Annotated in this window: 14 protein-coding genes and 3 tRNA genes; 8 read left to right on the plus strand and 9 right to left on the minus strand. The window is 55.0% G+C overall.

Annotation, left to right across the window (positions count from 1 at the left end; translation table 11 throughout):
• The gene (gene nnr, locus AC6I8A_RS17365) at window positions 1–1518 is read right to left on the minus strand and encodes a bifunctional ADP-dependent NAD(P)H-hydrate dehydratase/NAD(P)H-hydrate epimerase (protein ID WP_497818833.1); all 1518 of its coding nucleotides are present in this window, start codon (window positions 1516–1518) and stop codon (window positions 1–3) included.
• Here nnr and queG point away from each other — a divergent pair.
• Window positions 1517–2656 carry a tRNA epoxyqueuosine(34) reductase QueG gene (queG, locus tag AC6I8A_RS17370; RefSeq protein ID WP_256697593.1) on the plus strand — a complete coding sequence of 380 codons (1140 nt, stop codon included), beginning with the start codon at window positions 1517–1519 and terminating at the stop codon, window positions 2654–2656. The genes nnr and queG overlap by 2 nt on opposite strands.
• Window positions 2657–3088: 432 nt before the next feature.
• Here queG and AC6I8A_RS17375 read toward each other — a convergent pair.
• The 4 genes from AC6I8A_RS17375 to orn form a co-directional block, all read right to left on the minus strand.
• Window positions 3089–3164, minus strand: a tRNA-Gly gene (locus tag AC6I8A_RS17375).
• Between the two features lie 197 nt (window positions 3165–3361).
• Window positions 3362–3437 (minus strand) — tRNA-Gly (locus AC6I8A_RS17380).
• A 28-nt stretch (window positions 3438–3465) separates the two neighbouring features.
• Window positions 3466–3541, minus strand: a tRNA-Gly gene (locus AC6I8A_RS17385).
• A gap of 299 nt (window positions 3542–3840) precedes the next feature.
• Entirely contained in the window at window positions 3841–4389 is a 549-nt protein-coding gene (gene orn / locus AC6I8A_RS17390; protein ID WP_008101955.1) for an oligoribonuclease, read from the minus strand.
• Between the two features lie 103 nt (window positions 4390–4492).
• Here orn and rsgA point away from each other — a divergent pair, with 103 nt between their 5' ends.
• From rsgA to mscM, 3 genes are all read left to right on the plus strand, one after another.
• Window positions 4493–5536, plus strand: a complete 1044-nt coding sequence (gene rsgA, locus AC6I8A_RS17395) for a small ribosomal subunit biogenesis GTPase RsgA (protein ID WP_256697594.1) — start codon at window positions 4493–4495, stop codon at window positions 5534–5536.
• Window positions 5537–5628: 92 nt separating this feature from the next.
• Window positions 5629–6525 (plus strand): archaetidylserine decarboxylase, encoded by an 897-nt coding sequence (gene asd, locus AC6I8A_RS17400; RefSeq protein WP_256697595.1) that lies wholly within the window; start codon window positions 5629–5631, stop codon window positions 6523–6525.
• A gap of 15 nt (window positions 6526–6540) precedes the next feature.
• Window positions 6541–9876: a miniconductance mechanosensitive channel MscM gene (mscM, locus tag AC6I8A_RS17405; protein ID WP_497818834.1), complete on the plus strand. Its 3336-nt coding sequence runs from the start codon at window positions 6541–6543 to the stop codon at window positions 9874–9876.
• A gap of 52 nt (window positions 9877–9928) precedes the next feature.
• Here the strand turns inward: mscM and mdh are convergent, their stop codons facing one another.
• Window positions 9929–10864 (minus strand): malate dehydrogenase, encoded by a 936-nt coding sequence (mdh, locus tag AC6I8A_RS17410; protein ID WP_497818835.1) that lies wholly within the window; start codon window positions 10862–10864, stop codon window positions 9929–9931.
• A 424-nt stretch (window positions 10865–11288) separates the two neighbouring features.
• Here mdh and argR point away from each other — a divergent pair, with 424 nt between their 5' ends.
• The 4 genes from argR (at window position 11289) to yhcN (AC6I8A_RS17430) (ending at window position 13237) form a co-directional block, all read left to right on the plus strand.
• A complete protein-coding gene (gene argR / locus AC6I8A_RS17415; RefSeq protein WP_008101964.1) occupies window positions 11289–11759 on the plus strand; it encodes a transcriptional regulator ArgR in 471 nt (156 codons plus the stop codon).
• A 489-nt stretch (window positions 11760–12248) separates the two neighbouring features.
• Window positions 12249–12512 (plus strand): peroxide/acid stress response protein YhcN, encoded by a 264-nt coding sequence (gene yhcN, locus AC6I8A_RS17420; protein ID WP_097095872.1) that lies wholly within the window; start codon window positions 12249–12251, stop codon window positions 12510–12512.
• Window positions 12513–12601: 89 nt separating this feature from the next.
• Complete coding sequence (locus tag AC6I8A_RS17425; RefSeq protein ID WP_007891990.1) at window positions 12602–12868, plus strand: YdgH/BhsA/McbA-like domain containing protein; 267 nt, start codon at window positions 12602–12604, stop codon at window positions 12866–12868.
• Window positions 12869–12970: 102 nt separating this feature from the next.
• Window positions 12971–13237 (plus strand): peroxide/acid stress response protein YhcN, encoded by a 267-nt coding sequence (gene yhcN, locus AC6I8A_RS17430; protein WP_008101968.1) that lies wholly within the window; start codon window positions 12971–12973, stop codon window positions 13235–13237.
• A gap of 50 nt (window positions 13238–13287) precedes the next feature.
• On the opposite strand, the gene AC6I8A_RS17435 is transcribed toward yhcN (AC6I8A_RS17430), so the two are convergent.
• The 3 genes from AC6I8A_RS17435 to aaeB form a co-directional block, all read right to left on the minus strand.
• The gene (locus AC6I8A_RS17435) at window positions 13288–13557 is read right to left on the minus strand and encodes a barstar family protein (RefSeq protein ID WP_036647722.1); all 270 of its coding nucleotides are present in this window, start codon (window positions 13555–13557) and stop codon (window positions 13288–13290) included.
• 25 nt (window positions 13558–13582) lie between these two features.
• Window positions 13583–15037, minus strand: coding sequence for an NAD-dependent succinate-semialdehyde dehydrogenase (locus tag AC6I8A_RS17440; protein ID WP_497818836.1), 1455 nt, complete (start codon window positions 15035–15037; stop codon window positions 13583–13585).
• A 111-nt stretch (window positions 15038–15148) separates the two neighbouring features.
• Window positions 15149–17101 (minus strand): p-hydroxybenzoic acid efflux pump subunit AaeB, encoded by a 1953-nt coding sequence (aaeB, locus tag AC6I8A_RS17445; RefSeq protein ID WP_256697601.1) that lies wholly within the window; start codon window positions 17099–17101, stop codon window positions 15149–15151.
• Between the last annotated feature and the right edge of the window lie 3 nt (window positions 17102–17104).

A 17104-nucleotide genomic window follows, 5' to 3' on the forward strand; every position in this document is an offset into this window, starting at 1 on the left:
TTATTGTTGGATCATCTCTGGATTAACAAACTGCCACAGCAGCTCGAACAAATCAGTGGCTAACATGCCGCGTGTACCGCGCTGACGCGCGACGGCATCGGCTGTTGCCCCATGCGCGACACAGCCTGCGCAGGCTGCATCAAGTAAAGTCAGTTTCTGGCCGAGCAGAGCGGCGATAATTCCGCTCAACACATCGCCCATGCCGCCGGATGCCATGCCGGCGTTGCCCACATCAGCAATCGCGATGTCACCTGCCGAGCTGGCAATCACCGTGCCCGCGCCTTTTAATACCACCACGCCGCCGTAGCGTTTCGCCAGGGCGCGCGCAGCGTGTAAGCGGTCACTCTCAATCTCGCTGGTTTTCACCCCCAGCAAGCGCGCAGCTTCGCCGGGATGCGGCGTAATGATGCGATTCTGACGGTTATCCTGCTTGATTGCCAGCAGGTTAAGCGCATCCGCATCCCAAAGCATCGGCTTTTCACTGGCCGCAATCTTTTTCAGTGCCTTCTGCGCCCAATCACGCTGGCCAAGCCCCGGTCCAACGGCGATGACATCCGCCCACTCCAGCGCCTGATTCAGACGTTCATCGCTCAGCGCATCAACCATTAGCTCCGGTCGCGCGGTGAGAATCGGGCCAATATTATCTTCATGCGTCAGCACGCGCACAAGTCCGGCACCGGTTCGCAATGCGGCTTCACCGGTCATGCGAATCGCACCCGCCGTGCCGCTATCGCCACCGACCACCAACAGCCGACCTTGATCGCCTTTGTGTGAGGTCGCACGACGCGGTTTCAGCCAGCGCGTTAAATCCCCGGCGTCATAGCGTGAAATCGGTGCCTGTTCAGCGGCAAGGTACGCCGACAAACCCAACTCATGGTTATGCAGCACGCCAACGTAATCACGTGCTTTGCCGGTCAGTTGGCCGGGTTTCAGCGCAATCATGCTCAGCGTGTGGTCGGCGATGACCGTTTCACCCGGCGCCGTGCCGTTAGCCGCCAGCAAACCGGAGGGAATGTCGATCGCCAGCACTGGTGCGGCATGCGCGTTAATCAGCGTAATCAGGCGATCGTAGGGATCCGCAGGTGCACGATTTAAGCCGGTGCCGAGCAACGCATCGACAATCACATCAACCTGCTCCGGCCAGGGCGCATCTGCCGCGTGAATCACACCGCCCGCCGCCAGCCATGCGTCCTGCGCCTGCTGTGCTTCTTCTGGCAAGGCTTTGCTGCCCGCGCACGCCAGCAGCGTTACGTTCAAACCTGCTGCTTGCGCCAGTCGCGCCACTACAAAACCATCGCCGCCATTGTTGCCGTGCCCGCACAGCACCAACCAATGTTGCGCCTGCGGCCACAGTTGGCGGACTAATTCATAGCTGGCCTGGCCAGCGCGTTGCATCAGCTCAAACAGCGTTAAGCCCAGGCTATCGGCGGCATCGCGTTCCAGTTGTGCCATCGCCTGCGCAGGCCAGACAGAGTGTGGTAAACTGCGCGCGTTTGCTTCAATTGCCTGGTTTCTCATGTCATATCCTCTCGATCTTCAACAGCTCGCTCAACAAATCAAACAGTGGGGACGCGACCTCGGCTTCCAGCAGGTGGGTATTTGCGATACCGATCTAAGCGCCGAAGAGCCCAAACTGCAGGCGTGGCTGGATAAGCAATATCACGGCGAGATGGATTGGATGGCGCGCCACGGCATGATGCGCGCGCGGCCACATGAACTGCTGCCTGGCACGCTGCGCGTGATTAGCGTACGCATGAACTACCTTCCCGCCAAAGCCGCCTTTGCCAGCACCTTGAAAAATCCGCAGTTGGGCTATGTAAGCCGCTATGCGCTGGGCCGCGACTATCACAAAGTATTGCGCAATCGACTGAAAAAGCTCGGAGAAATGATTCAGGCGCACTGTGGCGAACTCAATTTTCGCCCGTTCGTCGATTCCGCGCCGATTCTTGAACGCCCGATTGCCGCTAAAGCCGGTTTAGGCTGGACCGGCAAACATTCGCTAATCCTTAACCGTGAAGCGGGCTCCTGGTTCTTCCTCGGCGAATTGCTGATTGATCTGCCGTTACCGGTTGATCAGCCACAGGAAGAGCAGTGTGGACGCTGTGTCGCCTGCATCACTATCTGCCCCACTTCCGCTATCGTCGAACCTTACGTGGTCGATGCGCGTCGCTGCATCTCCTATCTCACCATCGAGTTGGAAGGCGCAATTCCTGAAGAGTTCCGTCCGCTAATAGGTAATCGAATTTATGGCTGCGACGATTGCCAGCTAATCTGCCCGTGGAATCGTTACGGTCAGTTAACTGATGAAGACGATTTCTCACCGCGCGCGGTGCTGCATGCGCCGCCACTCACCGAACTGTTCAAATGGGATGAAGCCAAATTTCTGCGCATCACTGAAGGTTCAGCGATTCGGCGTATTGGGCATTTGCGCTGGTTGCGAAACATTGCGGTGGCATTGGGCAATGCGCCCTGGACAGAAGAAAATATGGCGGCATTAGCATCGCGCAGCGGCGAACATCCACTGCTTGATGAACATATTGAATGGGCGATTGCACAGCAGTTGCAGAAACGCGCGGCGCAAGCGGTGGAAGTGCAGCCTGCGAAGAAACAGCGGCTGGTGCGCGCGGTCGAAAAGGGCCTGCCACGTGATGCGTGATTGAGCAGTCGCACAGGATAAAACGCTTTTCCACATGCTGTGAATAAAATTATCCAACGGAATAGTGACGGAGATCGTAATTTCGTCTAAAGGATAAGATTACAGTCTGAAATAGGTTTAAACCCTTACAAATCAATTAATTAAGCGATTATTGTAAATATTCACGTCGTGTTTAGCGCGCAGGGGTTTGTCCAGAGCTTGTGGATAACTCTGTTCAAAACAGTTTTAAACAACGGGGAAAACGCCGTCAGAACCTTGCAGGCACATTGTGGATAACCTGTAAGATAACTGCGTCAGACAACAAGCATTATCGATGCTAGCGAGGCGTGCAAAATTTCCAGAAAAAACGATGATGCATGCGATAAAAATATCAGCAGCAGTTTTAATTCTGATTGCGCCTAAGGGCAAATAACATTAGTGAATATAAAAATTTGGAGCGGGAAACGAGACTCGAACTCGCGACCCCGACCTTGGCAAGGTCGTGCTCTACCAACTGAGCTATTCCCGCATAATCTTCGTATTTTAGTCTGCTACTGCGTTGGCTGCCTTCGCTCACCCAGGTCACTTACTGATGTAAGCTCCCAGGGATTCGTTCAGTTGCCGCCTTGTTGCAAACGAAAATACTCGATTCTGCATCTTCGTATTTTTGTCACAACAATCACGCTAACGACTAAATCCGTGATTTGGATGGTTTACTACAAACTCTGGAGCGGGAAACGAGACTCGAACTCGCGACCCCGACCTTGGCAAGGTCGTGCTCTACCAACTGAGCTATTCCCGCATTAGAGGTTTACTACGCAACGAAAGTTTGGAGCGGGAAACGAGACTCGAACTCGCGACCCCGACCTTGGCAAGGTCGTGCTCTACCAACTGAGCTATTCCCGCATAATCTTCGCCTGTTTATTTGCTGCTGCGTTGGCTGCCTTCACTCGCACAGGTCACTTACTGATGTAAGCTCGCTGTGACTCGTTCAGTTGCCGCCTTGCATCAAACAAACATGCTCGATTCTGAACTTCGTTTTACTTCTCCGTTCCGAATTCCGAATTAAATTCTTCACCGGTACGGGGTGCGCATTATACGAGAAATCCTTTCAGTCGCAAGAGTCTAAAAGCAAAATTTTGCGCTTTCCGCGCGTTCGCTGCTTTTATCGACAACCTGATGATTTCCTGCGCACCCACTGGCGATTAAAGCTGCAGGAAGTGTTCGCGATAGTACGCCAGCTCGGCGACGGACTCGCGAATGTCATCCAGTGCCTGATGGCTACCGGACTTTTTGAAGCCTGGCAAAATATCGGGTTTCCAGCGACGCGCCAGCTCTTTCAGCGTGCTGACGTCAAGATAGCGATAGTGGAAATAGGCTTCCAATTCAGGCATGTACTTAAACAGGAAGCGACGATCCTGACCAATACTGTTGCCGCAAATCGGCGAGGTATTCGCCGGCACCCACTGCTTCAGGAACTCGATGGTGGCCAATTCTGCTGCACGGTCGTCATGCTCGCTGGCTTTAACACGCGCCACCAATCCGCTATTGGTGTGCGTGCGCACGTTCCAGTCATCCATCAACGCCAGCTGCTCGTCAGATTGATGCACCGCGAACACCGGACCTTCTGCCAGGATGTTCAGGTTGGCATCGGTCACGATGGTGGCGATCTCAATAATGCGATCGCGCTCCGGATCTAATCCGGTCATTTCGAGGTCGATCCAAATCAGGTTGTTTTCATTTCCAGCTGTCATGCGTTTCCCGCCTGTTGCCAAAGTCGTCATTAAACTCATTTCAGGTGTATCATAGACGTTTTGCCCAGCAGGGCGAAACCTGGCGAAAGCCGTGAGAGGATGCGTGAGTAAAAACAAACTGTCGAAAGGTCAACAACGTCGCGTAAGCGCCAACCATCAGCGTCGTCTGCAGCAACGGAGCGATAAGCCGGAGCCGGATGATAGCCTGTTTGGGGAAGCGGCTGATGGCGTGGTGATCAGCCGTTTCGGCATGCACGCAGATGTGGAAGATAGCGAAGGCGTTGTGCATCGCTGTAACATCCGCCGCACCATTCGCTCGCTGGTCACCGGCGATCGCGTTTTGTGGCGCGTCGCCATTGGCGGCGGTAAAGGGATCGTCGAAGCGGTACACGACCGCAAAACCGTACTAACGCGCCCAGACTTCTATGACGGCGTGAAACCGATTGCCGCCAACATCGATCAGATCATTATCGTTTCGGCGATCCTGCCGGAACTGTCGCTCAACATTATCGATCGCTATCTGGTCGCCAGCGAAACGCTCGGCGTGGAACCGCTACTGGTGCTCAACAAAACCGATCTTTTGGATACCGAAGGCCGCGCGTTTGTTGATGAGCAGATGGAGATCTATCGCAATATTGGTTATCGCGTATTGATGGTTTCCAGCCACGCCAAAGATGGTCTGGTTGAACTGGAAAGTGCTTTAACCGGCCGCGTCAGCATCTTTGCCGGTCAATCGGGCGTAGGCAAATCGAGCCTGTTGAATAACCTGCTTGGCCTGGATGTGGCGGCGGAAATTCTGACTAACGATGTGTCGAACGTCTCCGGTTTGGGTCAGCACACCACCACCGCCTCGCGCCTTTATCACTTTCCGGCGGGCGGCGATGTGATCGATTCACCTGGCGTGCGAGAGTTTGGTTTATGGCATCTTGAGCCGGAACAAGTGACGCGCGGATTTGTCGAATTCCGTGAATTCCTGGGCAGTTGCCGTTTCCGCGACTGTAAGCACGATACCGATCCGGGCTGCGCCATCCGCGAAGCGGTAGAAGAAGGCAAGATCGACATCTCGCGCTTCGATAACTACCACCGAATTCTGGAAAGTATGGCGCAGGTAAAGACGCGTAAAAACTTTTCCTCCGACGCGGATTAAGCAGTACAACGGCACATTCGCCAACGCGCTGGGGCGCTGCTACAATCCGCCCCCTTTTTGTTAACGATACGTAATTAAGCCAGGAGGCAACGGTGTTTGATCGTTTTAAACTCGGCCTGAATCATATTTTGCCCAAAAAAGGGCTCACCGAACTCGCCGGTTGGGGCGCCAGCCGTCGTGGTGGCTGGCTCACTAAAGCGGTCATCGACATATTTGTCTGGTACTACAAAGTGGATATGGCAGAAGCCAGCAAGCCACATACCGGCAGCTACCGCACCTTCAATGATTTCTTCGTGCGTCCGTTAAAAGAGGGCGCGCGTCCTGTCGATCCTGACGCCTCTTTACTGGCGCTGCCCGCCGATGGCGCGATCAGCCAGCTGGGCCGCATTGCCGGCGATCAGATCTTCCAGGCCAAAGGCCACACTTACAGCCTGCAGGCGCTGCTGGCCGGTAACGACGATCTGGCGGATCAGTTCCATGACGGCGAGTTCGTTACCACTTACCTCGCCCCGCGCGATTATCACCGCGTACACATGCCGTGTAATGGTGTCCTGCGCGAAATGATCTATGTGCCTGGCGATCTCTACTCGGTCAATCCGCTGACCGCGCGTAACATCCCAAATCTGTTTGCGCGCAACGAGCGCGTGATCTGCGTATTCGATACCGATCATGGCCCGATGGTGCAGATCCTTGTCGGTGCCACCATTGTCGGCAGCATCGAAACTGTGTGGGCGGGCACCATCACGCCACCGCGCGAAGGTGTAATCAAACGCTGGCGCTATCCGTCTGCCGATCATGACGGTGCGGTGGTGCTGCTGAAAGGCCAGGAAATGGGTCGCTTCAAGTTGGGTTCAACGGTGATCAACCTGTTCGCGCCGAATCGCGTGAAGCTGGCGGAAAGCCTTGAAGCCGAAAGCAAAACCCGTCTCGGTCAGCCGCTGGCCATCGCCCTGCCTCAGCCTGGCGACAGCGTCTCACTTAGCAAATAACCCGGAACCTCTCCCGTGCGTGTTCTCCTCTCCCTGCTGCTGAGCCTTGTGCTCAGCAGTTCTGCATTTGCAGCCACCGTTCCGCAATCCAGCCAGCTTAAGCAGGAACTGGATGCGGCTAAATCCGCAAAAAGCTCCCCCGCGCAAACCGAACAGGTACAGGCGCTGGAAGCGGCGATCAACTTCCTCAACGAGCGCGATGAGTCGCTGGCACGCGCGAAGCAGTATCAGCAGGTGATTGATGATTTCCCGCGCCTGGCGCGTGAATTACGTCAGCAGATCGCCACGCTGACGGACAGCAGCAAGGCGGTGCGCAGTAATATGAGCAGCGCCGAGCTGGATCAGGAGCTGTTGCAGGTTAGCAGCCAGCTGCTGGAGGAAGGCCGTCAGGCACAGCAGGAGCAGGATCGCGCGCGCGAAATCAGCGATTCCCTGTCGCAGCTGCCACAGCAACAAACCGACGCACGCCGGGCGATGACCGAAAGCGATCGCCGCGCGCAGAGTTCCTCGACAGCCACCACGCCGCTGGCGCAGGCACAGATATACGCACGTCAGGCGGAAAATGCTGCCAACAAAGCGCGCATGGACGAGTTAGAGCTGGCACAGCTGTCAGCGAATAACCGTCAGGAACTGGCGCGTATGCGCGCCGAAGTACATCAGCGCAAAGCCACCCAGCTGGATAACTATCTGCAGGCGCTGCGCAATCAACTCAACAACCAGCGCCAACGCGAAGCTGAACTGGCGCTGGAGCGTACCGAGCAGCTGGCCGAAAACAGCGGCGATCTGCCGAGCTCGATCAGCGATCAGTTCCGCGTTAACCGCGAACTCTCCGCTGACCTCAACCAACAAGCGCAGCGCATGGATTTAGTTGCCTCGCAGCAGCGTCTCGCCACCAATCAGACCTTGCAGGTGCGTCAGGCGCTGAGCACGCTGCGTGAGCAGTCGCAATGGCTGGGCGCGTCCAATCTGTTGGGTGAAGCCCTGCGCGCGCAGGTCGCGCGTCTGCCCGAGATGCCGAAATCTCAGCAGATCGACAGCGAAATGGGCCAGCTGCGCGTGCAGCGTCTGCATTATGAAGATCTGCTCGAGCGCCAGCAGGATCTGCGTAAAGCCAAGCAGGATGATGGCACGCCGTTCAGCAGCGATCAGGTGCGCATCCTCGAAGCGCAACTCAAAACCCAGCGCGAACTGCTGAATTCATTGATTTCCGGTTGCGATACGCTGATTCTGGAAATCACCAAGCTCAAAGTTTCCAATACGCAGCTGCAGGATGCCTTAGCCGAAGTTAAAGATGCGACGCATCGCTATCTGTTCTGGACCGCCGACGTCAACACCATCGGCCTGAATTTCCCGGTCGAGATGGCGCAGGACCTTAAGCGTCTGCTGTCGCTGGATACGGCGGGTCAGCTCGGTAAAGCGCTGGCGATGATGTTTACCAATCGCGAAACCGTGTTGCCGATTATTGGTGCGGTACTGCTGGTAGGCTTCAGCATCAGTTCGCGTCGTCATTACAACGCCTTTATGGAGCGCTCCGCCAGCCGCGTCGGCAAAGTCACGCAGGACCGCTTTAGCCTGACGCTGCGCACGGTATTTTGGTCGATTCTGGTGGCGGTGCCGCTGCCGGTGCTGTGGGCCGCGCTCGGTTACGGTTTACAGCATGCCTGGCCTTATCCGTTCGCCGTGGCGATTGGCGATGGCATCACCGCCACGCTGCCGCTGCTGTGGGCCTTTATGATCAGCGCCGCCTTTGCGCGCCCCGATGGCTTGTTTGTGGTGCACTTCCGCTGGCCGCAAGCGCGCGTGGCGCGTGCGATGCGCTATTACTCGCTGTCGGTTGGGCTGATTGTGCCGTTGATCATGCTGCTGATCGCCTTTGCAAACCTCGACGATCCGCAATTCTCCGGCACGCTGGGTCGCGTATGCTTCATCCTGATTTGTGGCGCGCTGAGCATCGTTACCGTTAGCCTGAAACGCGCCGGTATTCCGCTCTATCTGGATAAAGAGGGCAACGGCGATAACTTTGTAAACCGCATTTTGTGGAACCTGATGATCGCCCTGCCGCTGGTTGCTGCCCTCGCCTCCTGCATCGGTTATCTCGCCACCGCGCAGGCGTTGCTGGCGCGTCTGGAAACCTCGGTGGGTATCTGGTTCTTCCTGTTGGTGGTGTATCACATTATCCGCCGCTGGATGCTGATCCAGCGCCGCCGTATCGCCTTTGACCGTGCACGTCAGCGTCGTGCCGATATGCTGGCCAACCGCGCGCGCAGTGAAGAAGAGAAAGAGCAATCGACGCCGGCGAATGCCGACACCATCGAAATCGATGAGCCAAGTATTGATCTCGATGAGATCAGCGCGCAGTCGCTGCGTCTGGTGCGTTCAATCCTGACGCTGATCGCGCTGGTTTCGGTGATAGTGCTGTGGTCAGAAATTCACTCGGCGTTTAGCTTCCTCGATAACATTCCACTGTGGAATGCCAGCACCACCATTCAGGGCGTCGATAGCGTGCAGGCGATTACGCTGGGTGCGGTGCTGATTGCGATTCTGGTGCTGATTATTACCACGCAGCTGGTACGCAATATGCCCGCGCTGCTGGAGCTGGCGCTGTTACAGCATCTCAGCCTGGCGCCGGGCACCGGCTACGCCATTACCACCTTAACCAAATATGCATTGATGCTGATTGGCGGCTTGATTGGCTTCTCAATGATGGGCATTGAGTGGTCGAAGCTGCAGTGGCTGGTTGCTGCGTTAGGTCTGGGTTTGGGCTTCGGGATGCAGGAGATTTTCGCCAACTTTATCTCTGGCCTGATTATCCTGTTTGAGAAGCCGATCCGCATCGGCGATACCGTGACCATTCGCGATCTGACCGGCAGCATCACTCGCATCAACACGCGCGCCACCACCATTACTGATTGGGACCGCAAAGAGATCATCGTGCCGAACAAGGCCTTCATTACGGAGCAATTCGTAAACTGGTCGCTGTCGGATTCGGTGACGCGTGTGGTGCTGACGATTCCGGCGCCAGCCAGAGTCAACAGTGATGAAGTGACCAACATTCTTAAACAGGCGGCCGATCGCTGCACCTACGTGCTGGATATGCCGGCGCCGGATGTGTTCCTTGTCGATTTGCAGCAAGGTATTCAGCTGTTTGAACTGCGCGTGCATGCGGCGGAGATGGGACATCGCATGCCGCTGCGCCATGAACTGCATCAGCTGATTCTGCGCGGCTTTGAGGAGCACGGCATTGAGATGCCATTCCCGCCGTTCCAGGTACGCATGGAGACGCTAGGAAAACAAAATCCTGCCAGCAACGGCGCGCCCGCCAATAAGACCTTCAAATCTGGCGGCTTATAAAAACAAAACGCCCGGCAATTGCCGGGCGTTTTTTATTGCAGCTCAGAGCCGATCACTTCACAAACTCTTCGCCCTGCGCGATATCTTTCTTCAGCGTTTCCAACATGCCGTTCAGCGCCTGCTGTTCAAAGGCACTCAGCGTACCCAGCGGACGGCGCTCAACAATACCGTTTTTGCCCAGCAGCAGCGGCTGCGAGAAGAAGCGGGCATATTCGCCATCGCCTTCCACATATGCGCACTCCACGACGTTGGCTTCACCTTGCATGGCGCGAATCAATGACAGGCCAAAACGGGCCGCCGCTTGTCCCATCGACAGCGTTGCCGATCCGCCACCGGCTTTGGCTTCCACCACTTCGGTGCCCGCGTTCTGAATACGTTTGGTGAGATCCGCCACTTCCTGCTCGCTGAAGCTCACGCCTTTTACCTGCGACAGCAGCGGCAGAATGGTTACGCCTGAATGCCCGCCCACCACCGGCACTTCAATCTCATTAGGCTGCTTGCCTTTCAGCGCCGCGACAAAGGTATTAGCGCGGATGATATCGAGGGTGGAAACACCAAACAGGCGATTCTTGTCATACACGCCAGCTTTCTTCAGCACTTCGGCCGCAATCGCCACCGTGGTGTTGACTGGATTGGTGATCACTCCAATCAGCGCTTTCGGCGCCGTGCTGGCAACCTGTTCAATCAGGTTACGCACGATACCGGCGTTAACGTTAAACAGGTCGGCGCGATCCATGCCCGGCTTACGTGCCACACCTGCAGAGATCAGCACCACATCGGCACCATGCAGCGCAGGCGTCGCATCTTCACCGCTAAACCCTTCCACGGTGACTGCCGTTGGGATGTGACTGAGATCGACCGCCACACCCGGCGTTACCGGGGCGATATCGTAAAGTGAGAGAGTTGAGCCTGCGGGTAATTGCGTTTTGAGCAGCAGTGCGAGCGCCTGGCCAATACCACCAGCGGCACCGAGAACGGCAACTTTCATCCTGAACTCCTTATTAAGGTGGGGCAGAGATATGCCGAAAATCCATCAGGTTACGAGTTTAATCAACTTCTCAGGCGATAGCGACTAAACCTGTCGCGCACTTAACACTACGCCGCAATCGGCTCCCGAGACATCTCCACTTCAGAAGTCGCCTGAATGATTCATTCGCAGCCAGAAGACAATGGACGGCAATGATCATCGATATTGTTGTTACCACCTCAATAATATAACAACTTTGCAACCTTCGCTTTGCGCGCCCACCCGCGATTTTGGTGCGACATCATATTCTGTTATTATGCCCGCCCCGCAGGTCATTACCGCGATTCTCTCATCAGACTTATTGCATAAAAATTCATCTAAATGCATAATAATTTATCTGCCGTGGGCCTGTTGCCCTCTGCAACCCTCTTTTAATTGGTAGCTTATGCGAAACCCATCGAAACAAGACGACTTGATTAAAGCGTTTAAAGCCTTATTGAAGGAAGAGAAATTCAGCTCCCAGGGCGAAATCGTGCAGGCGCTGCAGGAAGACGGCTTCGAGAATATCAATCAGTCCAAAGTTTCTCGCATGCTGACCAAGTTCGGCGCGGTGCGTACGCGTAACGCCAAGATGGAAATGGTTTACTGCCTGCCAGCTGAACTCGGCGTACCCACCACCACCAGCCCGCTGAAGAATCTGGTGCTGGATATCGATTACAACGATGCGTTAGTGGTGATTCACACCAGCCCGGGCGCTGCGCAGCTGATTGCGCGCCTGCTGGATTCGCTGGGTAAAGCGGAAGGGATTCTCGGCACCATCGCCGGTGATGACACCATCTTTATTACCCCTGCGCGCACCTTCTCAGTCAAACAGCTGTACGACGCGATTCTGGTTTTATTCGAACAAGAGCTATAAAACCCTGCTGCATACCGGCAGATCCTCTGCCGGTTATCTTGCCCTTCCCGCTTCATTCGTAACCAATCTGTTACAAACCCCTTGGTAAATAATAAGTTATCCATATGCTTAGCGGTTCTTTTCAGGCTAACAGATTGGTACGACCTTTGCGCCTGCTTAACCTTATGCGCTATTTTACACTGCTTTACACATCGTGCTCAGTGTCATTCCCTTCCCTCTGCGTATCAGCCAGCGAGATCAACCATGATCTTTCGCACTAAAAGATAATTTGATGTAGATCATTGTTTTTACGTCTAAATAACCATCAATGGTTAAGATCCAGGCGTTTTTTATAACTTCAGGTTCTAAAAAAGTGCCATAAGGATAAAGAATTACAACCAAACATTATTAGCTCGGTATTAATTTCCTGGGTGATTAGATCTATACTTGTTTTCGTGATGCAAATCACACGAAAGAAAAAGATAAAAATAGACGACGAGGAAAAATATCATGAACGTTAAAACTACTATCGCGACTTTGAGTATTCTCTCTGCCCTGTCATTTGGTGCTTTTGCAGCAGATTCTATTAACGCCGAACAGGCAGCGAATCTGCAACCCGCAGGCACCATTAGCGTCAGCGGCGTGGGCGGTTCTCCAATGGATATCCGTCAGCAGTTAAACGATAAAGCCGATCAGCAAGGTGCGAAAGCTTACCGCGTGATCGAAGCGAATACCGGTGACAGCTACCACGCAACCGCTGAGCTGTATAAATAAGTTACTGACTTAAGACGCAATGTGAACGGTAACCCGTTTGAGACGCGCTTGCCTCTCAGGTTGCCGACCCAATTTCAGGAGAGTGAATCATGAAAACCAAATTAGCTATCGCAGTACTGGGCCTGGCTTCTGTTCTTTCTTTTGGTGCCAGCGCCGCAAGCCTGGTTTCAAACCAACAAGCTGAACAGCTGCAATCCCTGAACCAAACCATCAGCGTGAGTGGTGTTGACGGTGACCAGACTAACGTTCGTCAGGAACTGTCACAGAAAGCTGATGCGCAGGGTGCCAGCCACTACCGCATCATTGAAAGCAATCGTGGTGATACCTTCCACGTCACTGCTGAACTCTACAAATAATCACTAATTGAACGTCCGGCGCCTTGAAGGCGCCAGGCAATAGATCGACGACCCGCCTCCCCCTTTTCTGCCGCAGGTTGTTGATTAAATGAGGAGAAAATTATGAAAATCAAAACAACCATCGCAACTGCAACCCTGCTGTCCCTGTTCGCCTTTGGTGCTTCTGCAGCGCAGTTGGTGACTGAACAACAGGCGCAGAATCTGCAACCTACCGGCAGCACTATTTCAATCAGCGGAACCGGCGGTTCGCCAATGGATTATCGTGCCGAGCTTTCTCAGAAAGCGGATGAGCAAGGTGCCAGCGCTTACAAAGTGATTGAAGCGAAAACCGGCGACAGCTATCACGTGACAGCTGAGCTGTATAAGTAATTCCTCGTCAATTAAGACGAACCCTTTGGCCCCGCTCGCCGGGGCCCTTTTTACTTTATATTGAAGCGGAGCTGGCCTTCCAGCTCCTCTTCTGCTTCATCAAATAGCAGGATCAATGCGCCATACCGGCGTTTCTGCCCTTTCCCCAGATTTACAAACTCAATCTCCAGCGGCAACGGCAGTTGCTCACCCACAATCGCATCCCAAAGATCGTCAAGATCGTTGATGGCGAGATCGGCTAGCGCAAAACGATCGCTAAACTGTCGATAAAAATGGGCTTGATCGACAATCTCGTCGAAATCGAAACGCTCGGTTCTCATCATGACGCCCTCTTAGTTGTCGCGGCTAGCTGAGTCCGCCGAGGTGCAACGCTTTGACTTCCAGATACTCTTCCATCCCCAATACCGAGCCTTCGCGTCCCAGCCCGGATTCTTTCACGCCGCCAAACGGTGCCAGCTCGGTTGATACCGCGCATTCGTTAATACCGATCATGCCCGCTTCCAGCGCCGCTGAGACGCGGAACACCCGCTGCAAATTCTGCGTGTAGAAGTAAGCTGCCAAGCCATATTCGGTATTATTTGCGCGCTGAATCACCTCGGCTTCATCATCAAAGCGGAAGCAGGCGGCAACCGGACCAAACGTCTCTTCCTGCGCCAGCGTCATCTCTTCATGCGCTTCAGCGATGACCGTCGGTTGCCAGAAGTTGCCGCCAAGAGGGTGACGTTCGCCGCCGACCAGCAATTTGCCGCCTTTGCTTAACGCATCTTTAACGTGCTCTTCCACTTTCTCCAGCGCAGACTGCTCAATCAGCGGGCCAACAATCACGCCTTCTTCCACGCCATTACCGACTTTGAGTTTACCCACCGCATCGGCCAGTTGATTGACGAAGCGATCGTACACCGCGTTATGCACATAGAAGCGGTTAACACTAACGCACACCTGTCCGGCGTTGCGGAATTTGTTGGCAATCGCGCCCTGCACCGCCGCGTCAATATCGGCATCATCAAACACGATGTAAGGCGCGTTGCCGCCTAACTCCATCGAGACTTTTTTCATGGTTTCGGCGGCATTACGCATCAGCGTTTTGCCCACCGCGGTGGAACCGGTAAAGGAGATTTTGCGTACTGCTTTGCTGGCCATGATCGCGTCGCTGATGGCATGCGTATCGCCCGCCACCGCATTGAGCACGCCATCTGGCACACCGGCTTTCTGCGCCAGCGCCAGCAGCGCGAAGGCACTCAGCGGCGTGTTATTCGCGGGTTTAATAATGCCGGTACAGCCCGCAGCCAACGCGGGACCGAGTTTGCGCGTCAGCATCGCCATCGGGAAATTCCACGGCGTGATCGCCGCGACCACACCAATTGGTTCACGCGTCGCCAGAATGCGCGAGCCCGGTTTAGCTGGCGGGATGATTTCACCGTTGGCGCGTTTCGCCTGCTCGCCAAACCACTGAATAAAGCTGGCGGCGTATTCCACTTCACCTTCGGCTTCTTTGAGCGGTTTACCCTGCTCGGCCGTCATCAACTGGCCGAGCCAGCTTTTGTTCTCGATGATCAGCTGATACCAGCGATTGAGGATGTCGGCACGCGCCTTGGCGGTTTTGTCGCGCCAGGCGGGAAATGCACGCTGCGCGGCGGCAATCGCCTGTTCGGTTTCGTGCTGGCCGGCTTTCGCTACGTTGGCGATGACTTCGCCGGTAGCGGGATTGGTCACCTCAAAGGTCGCGCTGGCGTTATGCCACTGACCATCAGCGAAATAGCCGGTTTTGAATAAGTCGTGTTGTTGCAGGGAAGTGGACATCGGTTTTCTCCTGTCAGTTTGCGTCCTGTCAGGAAAGTATAGATGCCAATATCAGAGGTTTTTGTGTCAGCGTGGGATCTAAAAGGCCGCTGCAGGTTGCAGCGGCCAGTTTCAGATTTGTATTAAGGTGTTCTGATACTTATCCAGCATCAGCGCCAAACGTTTCACCGGTTCGGTGACGTTATCAGGTGCCGAATAATGCTGCAGCTTCTCCTGATACACCTCCAGCTCCTGCAACAGCCGCTCGAAGTAATAGCGGCGCTTGTCATCGCTGGTCGCCGAAATAATGCGATCGGCGGTGGAGCGCAGCTGGCGGTGATAAGCCGAGAGATCGGCATTCACCGGCACTTCGGCATTACGCAGGCGTTGATGGCCGATAATCAGCGTCAGCGCGATACGATACTTATCGATATCGCCGGGGAACAGATTAAGCAGCAAGAACAGTTGCTGATACAGCGCCGGCAAGTGGTTCTCACGACGACGCGCCTGATTAGTGGTGAGCGCGGCAACCGCTGCATACATAAAGCGGTTCAGCAGCTTACGTCCGGTACGATCGCGCGATTTATCACGAATCAGCAGAATCACCATCATCGCCACAAAGCAGCCAATCACCTGGCCCAACACGTTATCAAGGAACACGTTGAACTCGAACTTCATCGGGTTATCCAGTACCAGCACGTTGATGGTACCAATCAGCGCGCCCAGCGTACCTAACTGGCGGCGCTGCACGAAGATGCCGCCGATAAAGCCCAGCGCGCCGATGGCGATACACAACAGCAACGCACTTTGCTGGGTCGCGGGTAGAATAAAGATGAAGTAAAGCGCGCCGAGCGGCACCGCAACCGTCATGCCGTAAAGGAAGTCTTTCGCCATCATCAACGGATTCGGCATACGCATCGCCAGCGCGGTAATCACCGCCAGCATCACCATGCAGCCGCTGCCCGATGTCCAGCCGGTATATAACCAGAACAGCGAACCCAGCGCGGTGGCGACAAAGGTACGCACGCCATTGATCATTGCGTGATGGGTTTCAGCGGATCGCGCCTGAACCACCACTTCGCGCTGCAGAATGCTCTCTTCCAGCGTGGTGATGCGGCTGTTGCTTTTGATGCCGTTGATCAGCAGCAGATATTCGGTGGCTGCGCCGACCCAACTCGCCAGCGTCACCGGCACGGTTTTGCTGCTTACGCCAATCAAGCGACGCATCACCTTCATGCGTTTATGCACATCGTTGACGTCGTTGACCTCTTTTTCGATCAGCAAACGATAGTGCGGTGGAATGTATTCCGGGCGCGAGTTTTGAATCAGGAAGGTTTCGGCGGCTTGGGTAATCAGCGTCAGCGATAAGGTGTTAAGCATTTGCAGGCGGCGGCTGGAGTTTTTCCAGCGTGACGATTCCATCATCAGTTGGCCGCGCATGCCGTTGAGCGCCGTGGTGCGACGCACTAACGCGCTCCAGGCTTTATCCACTTCGTCTTTATCTTCATGCGCTACGCACAGCTGTAGCAGTTTGTAGTGCGCCACCAGCAGCGCATCCACTTCCTGCTCAATCACTTTTTTGATTGAACGCGGCGAGAACAGCATGTCGGCGAGAATCGCACACAGAATACCGATGACGATTTCACTGCAGCGCTCAACCGCAAACTGCGGAGCCAGCGTTAAGCCACCGCTGGCATCCGCCGTGACCACGATGATCAGCGCGGTGTAACCGGCAAGGCCGAGCGCATAGGAGTTTTCGACTTTGATCAGCGAAGAGAGCCACACGCACATGCCAGCCCACATACAGCACAGCAGCAGCATCACCACCGGCGCACGCACCGTGGCAATCATGATGGTGAGCGCGGCAATACAGCCAATGAAAGTACCGATGATGCGCAGAATGCCGCGATAGCGCAGTGCGCCAGAATAGGGATCGCCTCCCGCAGCAAAGGCGGTACCACCGGCCACGATGCCGGCGGTCATCACCGCCCAACGCGGCGTTTCCAGATTGAAGTGAAAGCCAATCATCAACGCTGCAACCAGCGCGAAGGTGAGCTTCACCGGGAAACGCAAAAACTCAATCATATC

This window comes from Pantoea sp. X-Soil-ISGK-275, from assembly GCF_059730795.1.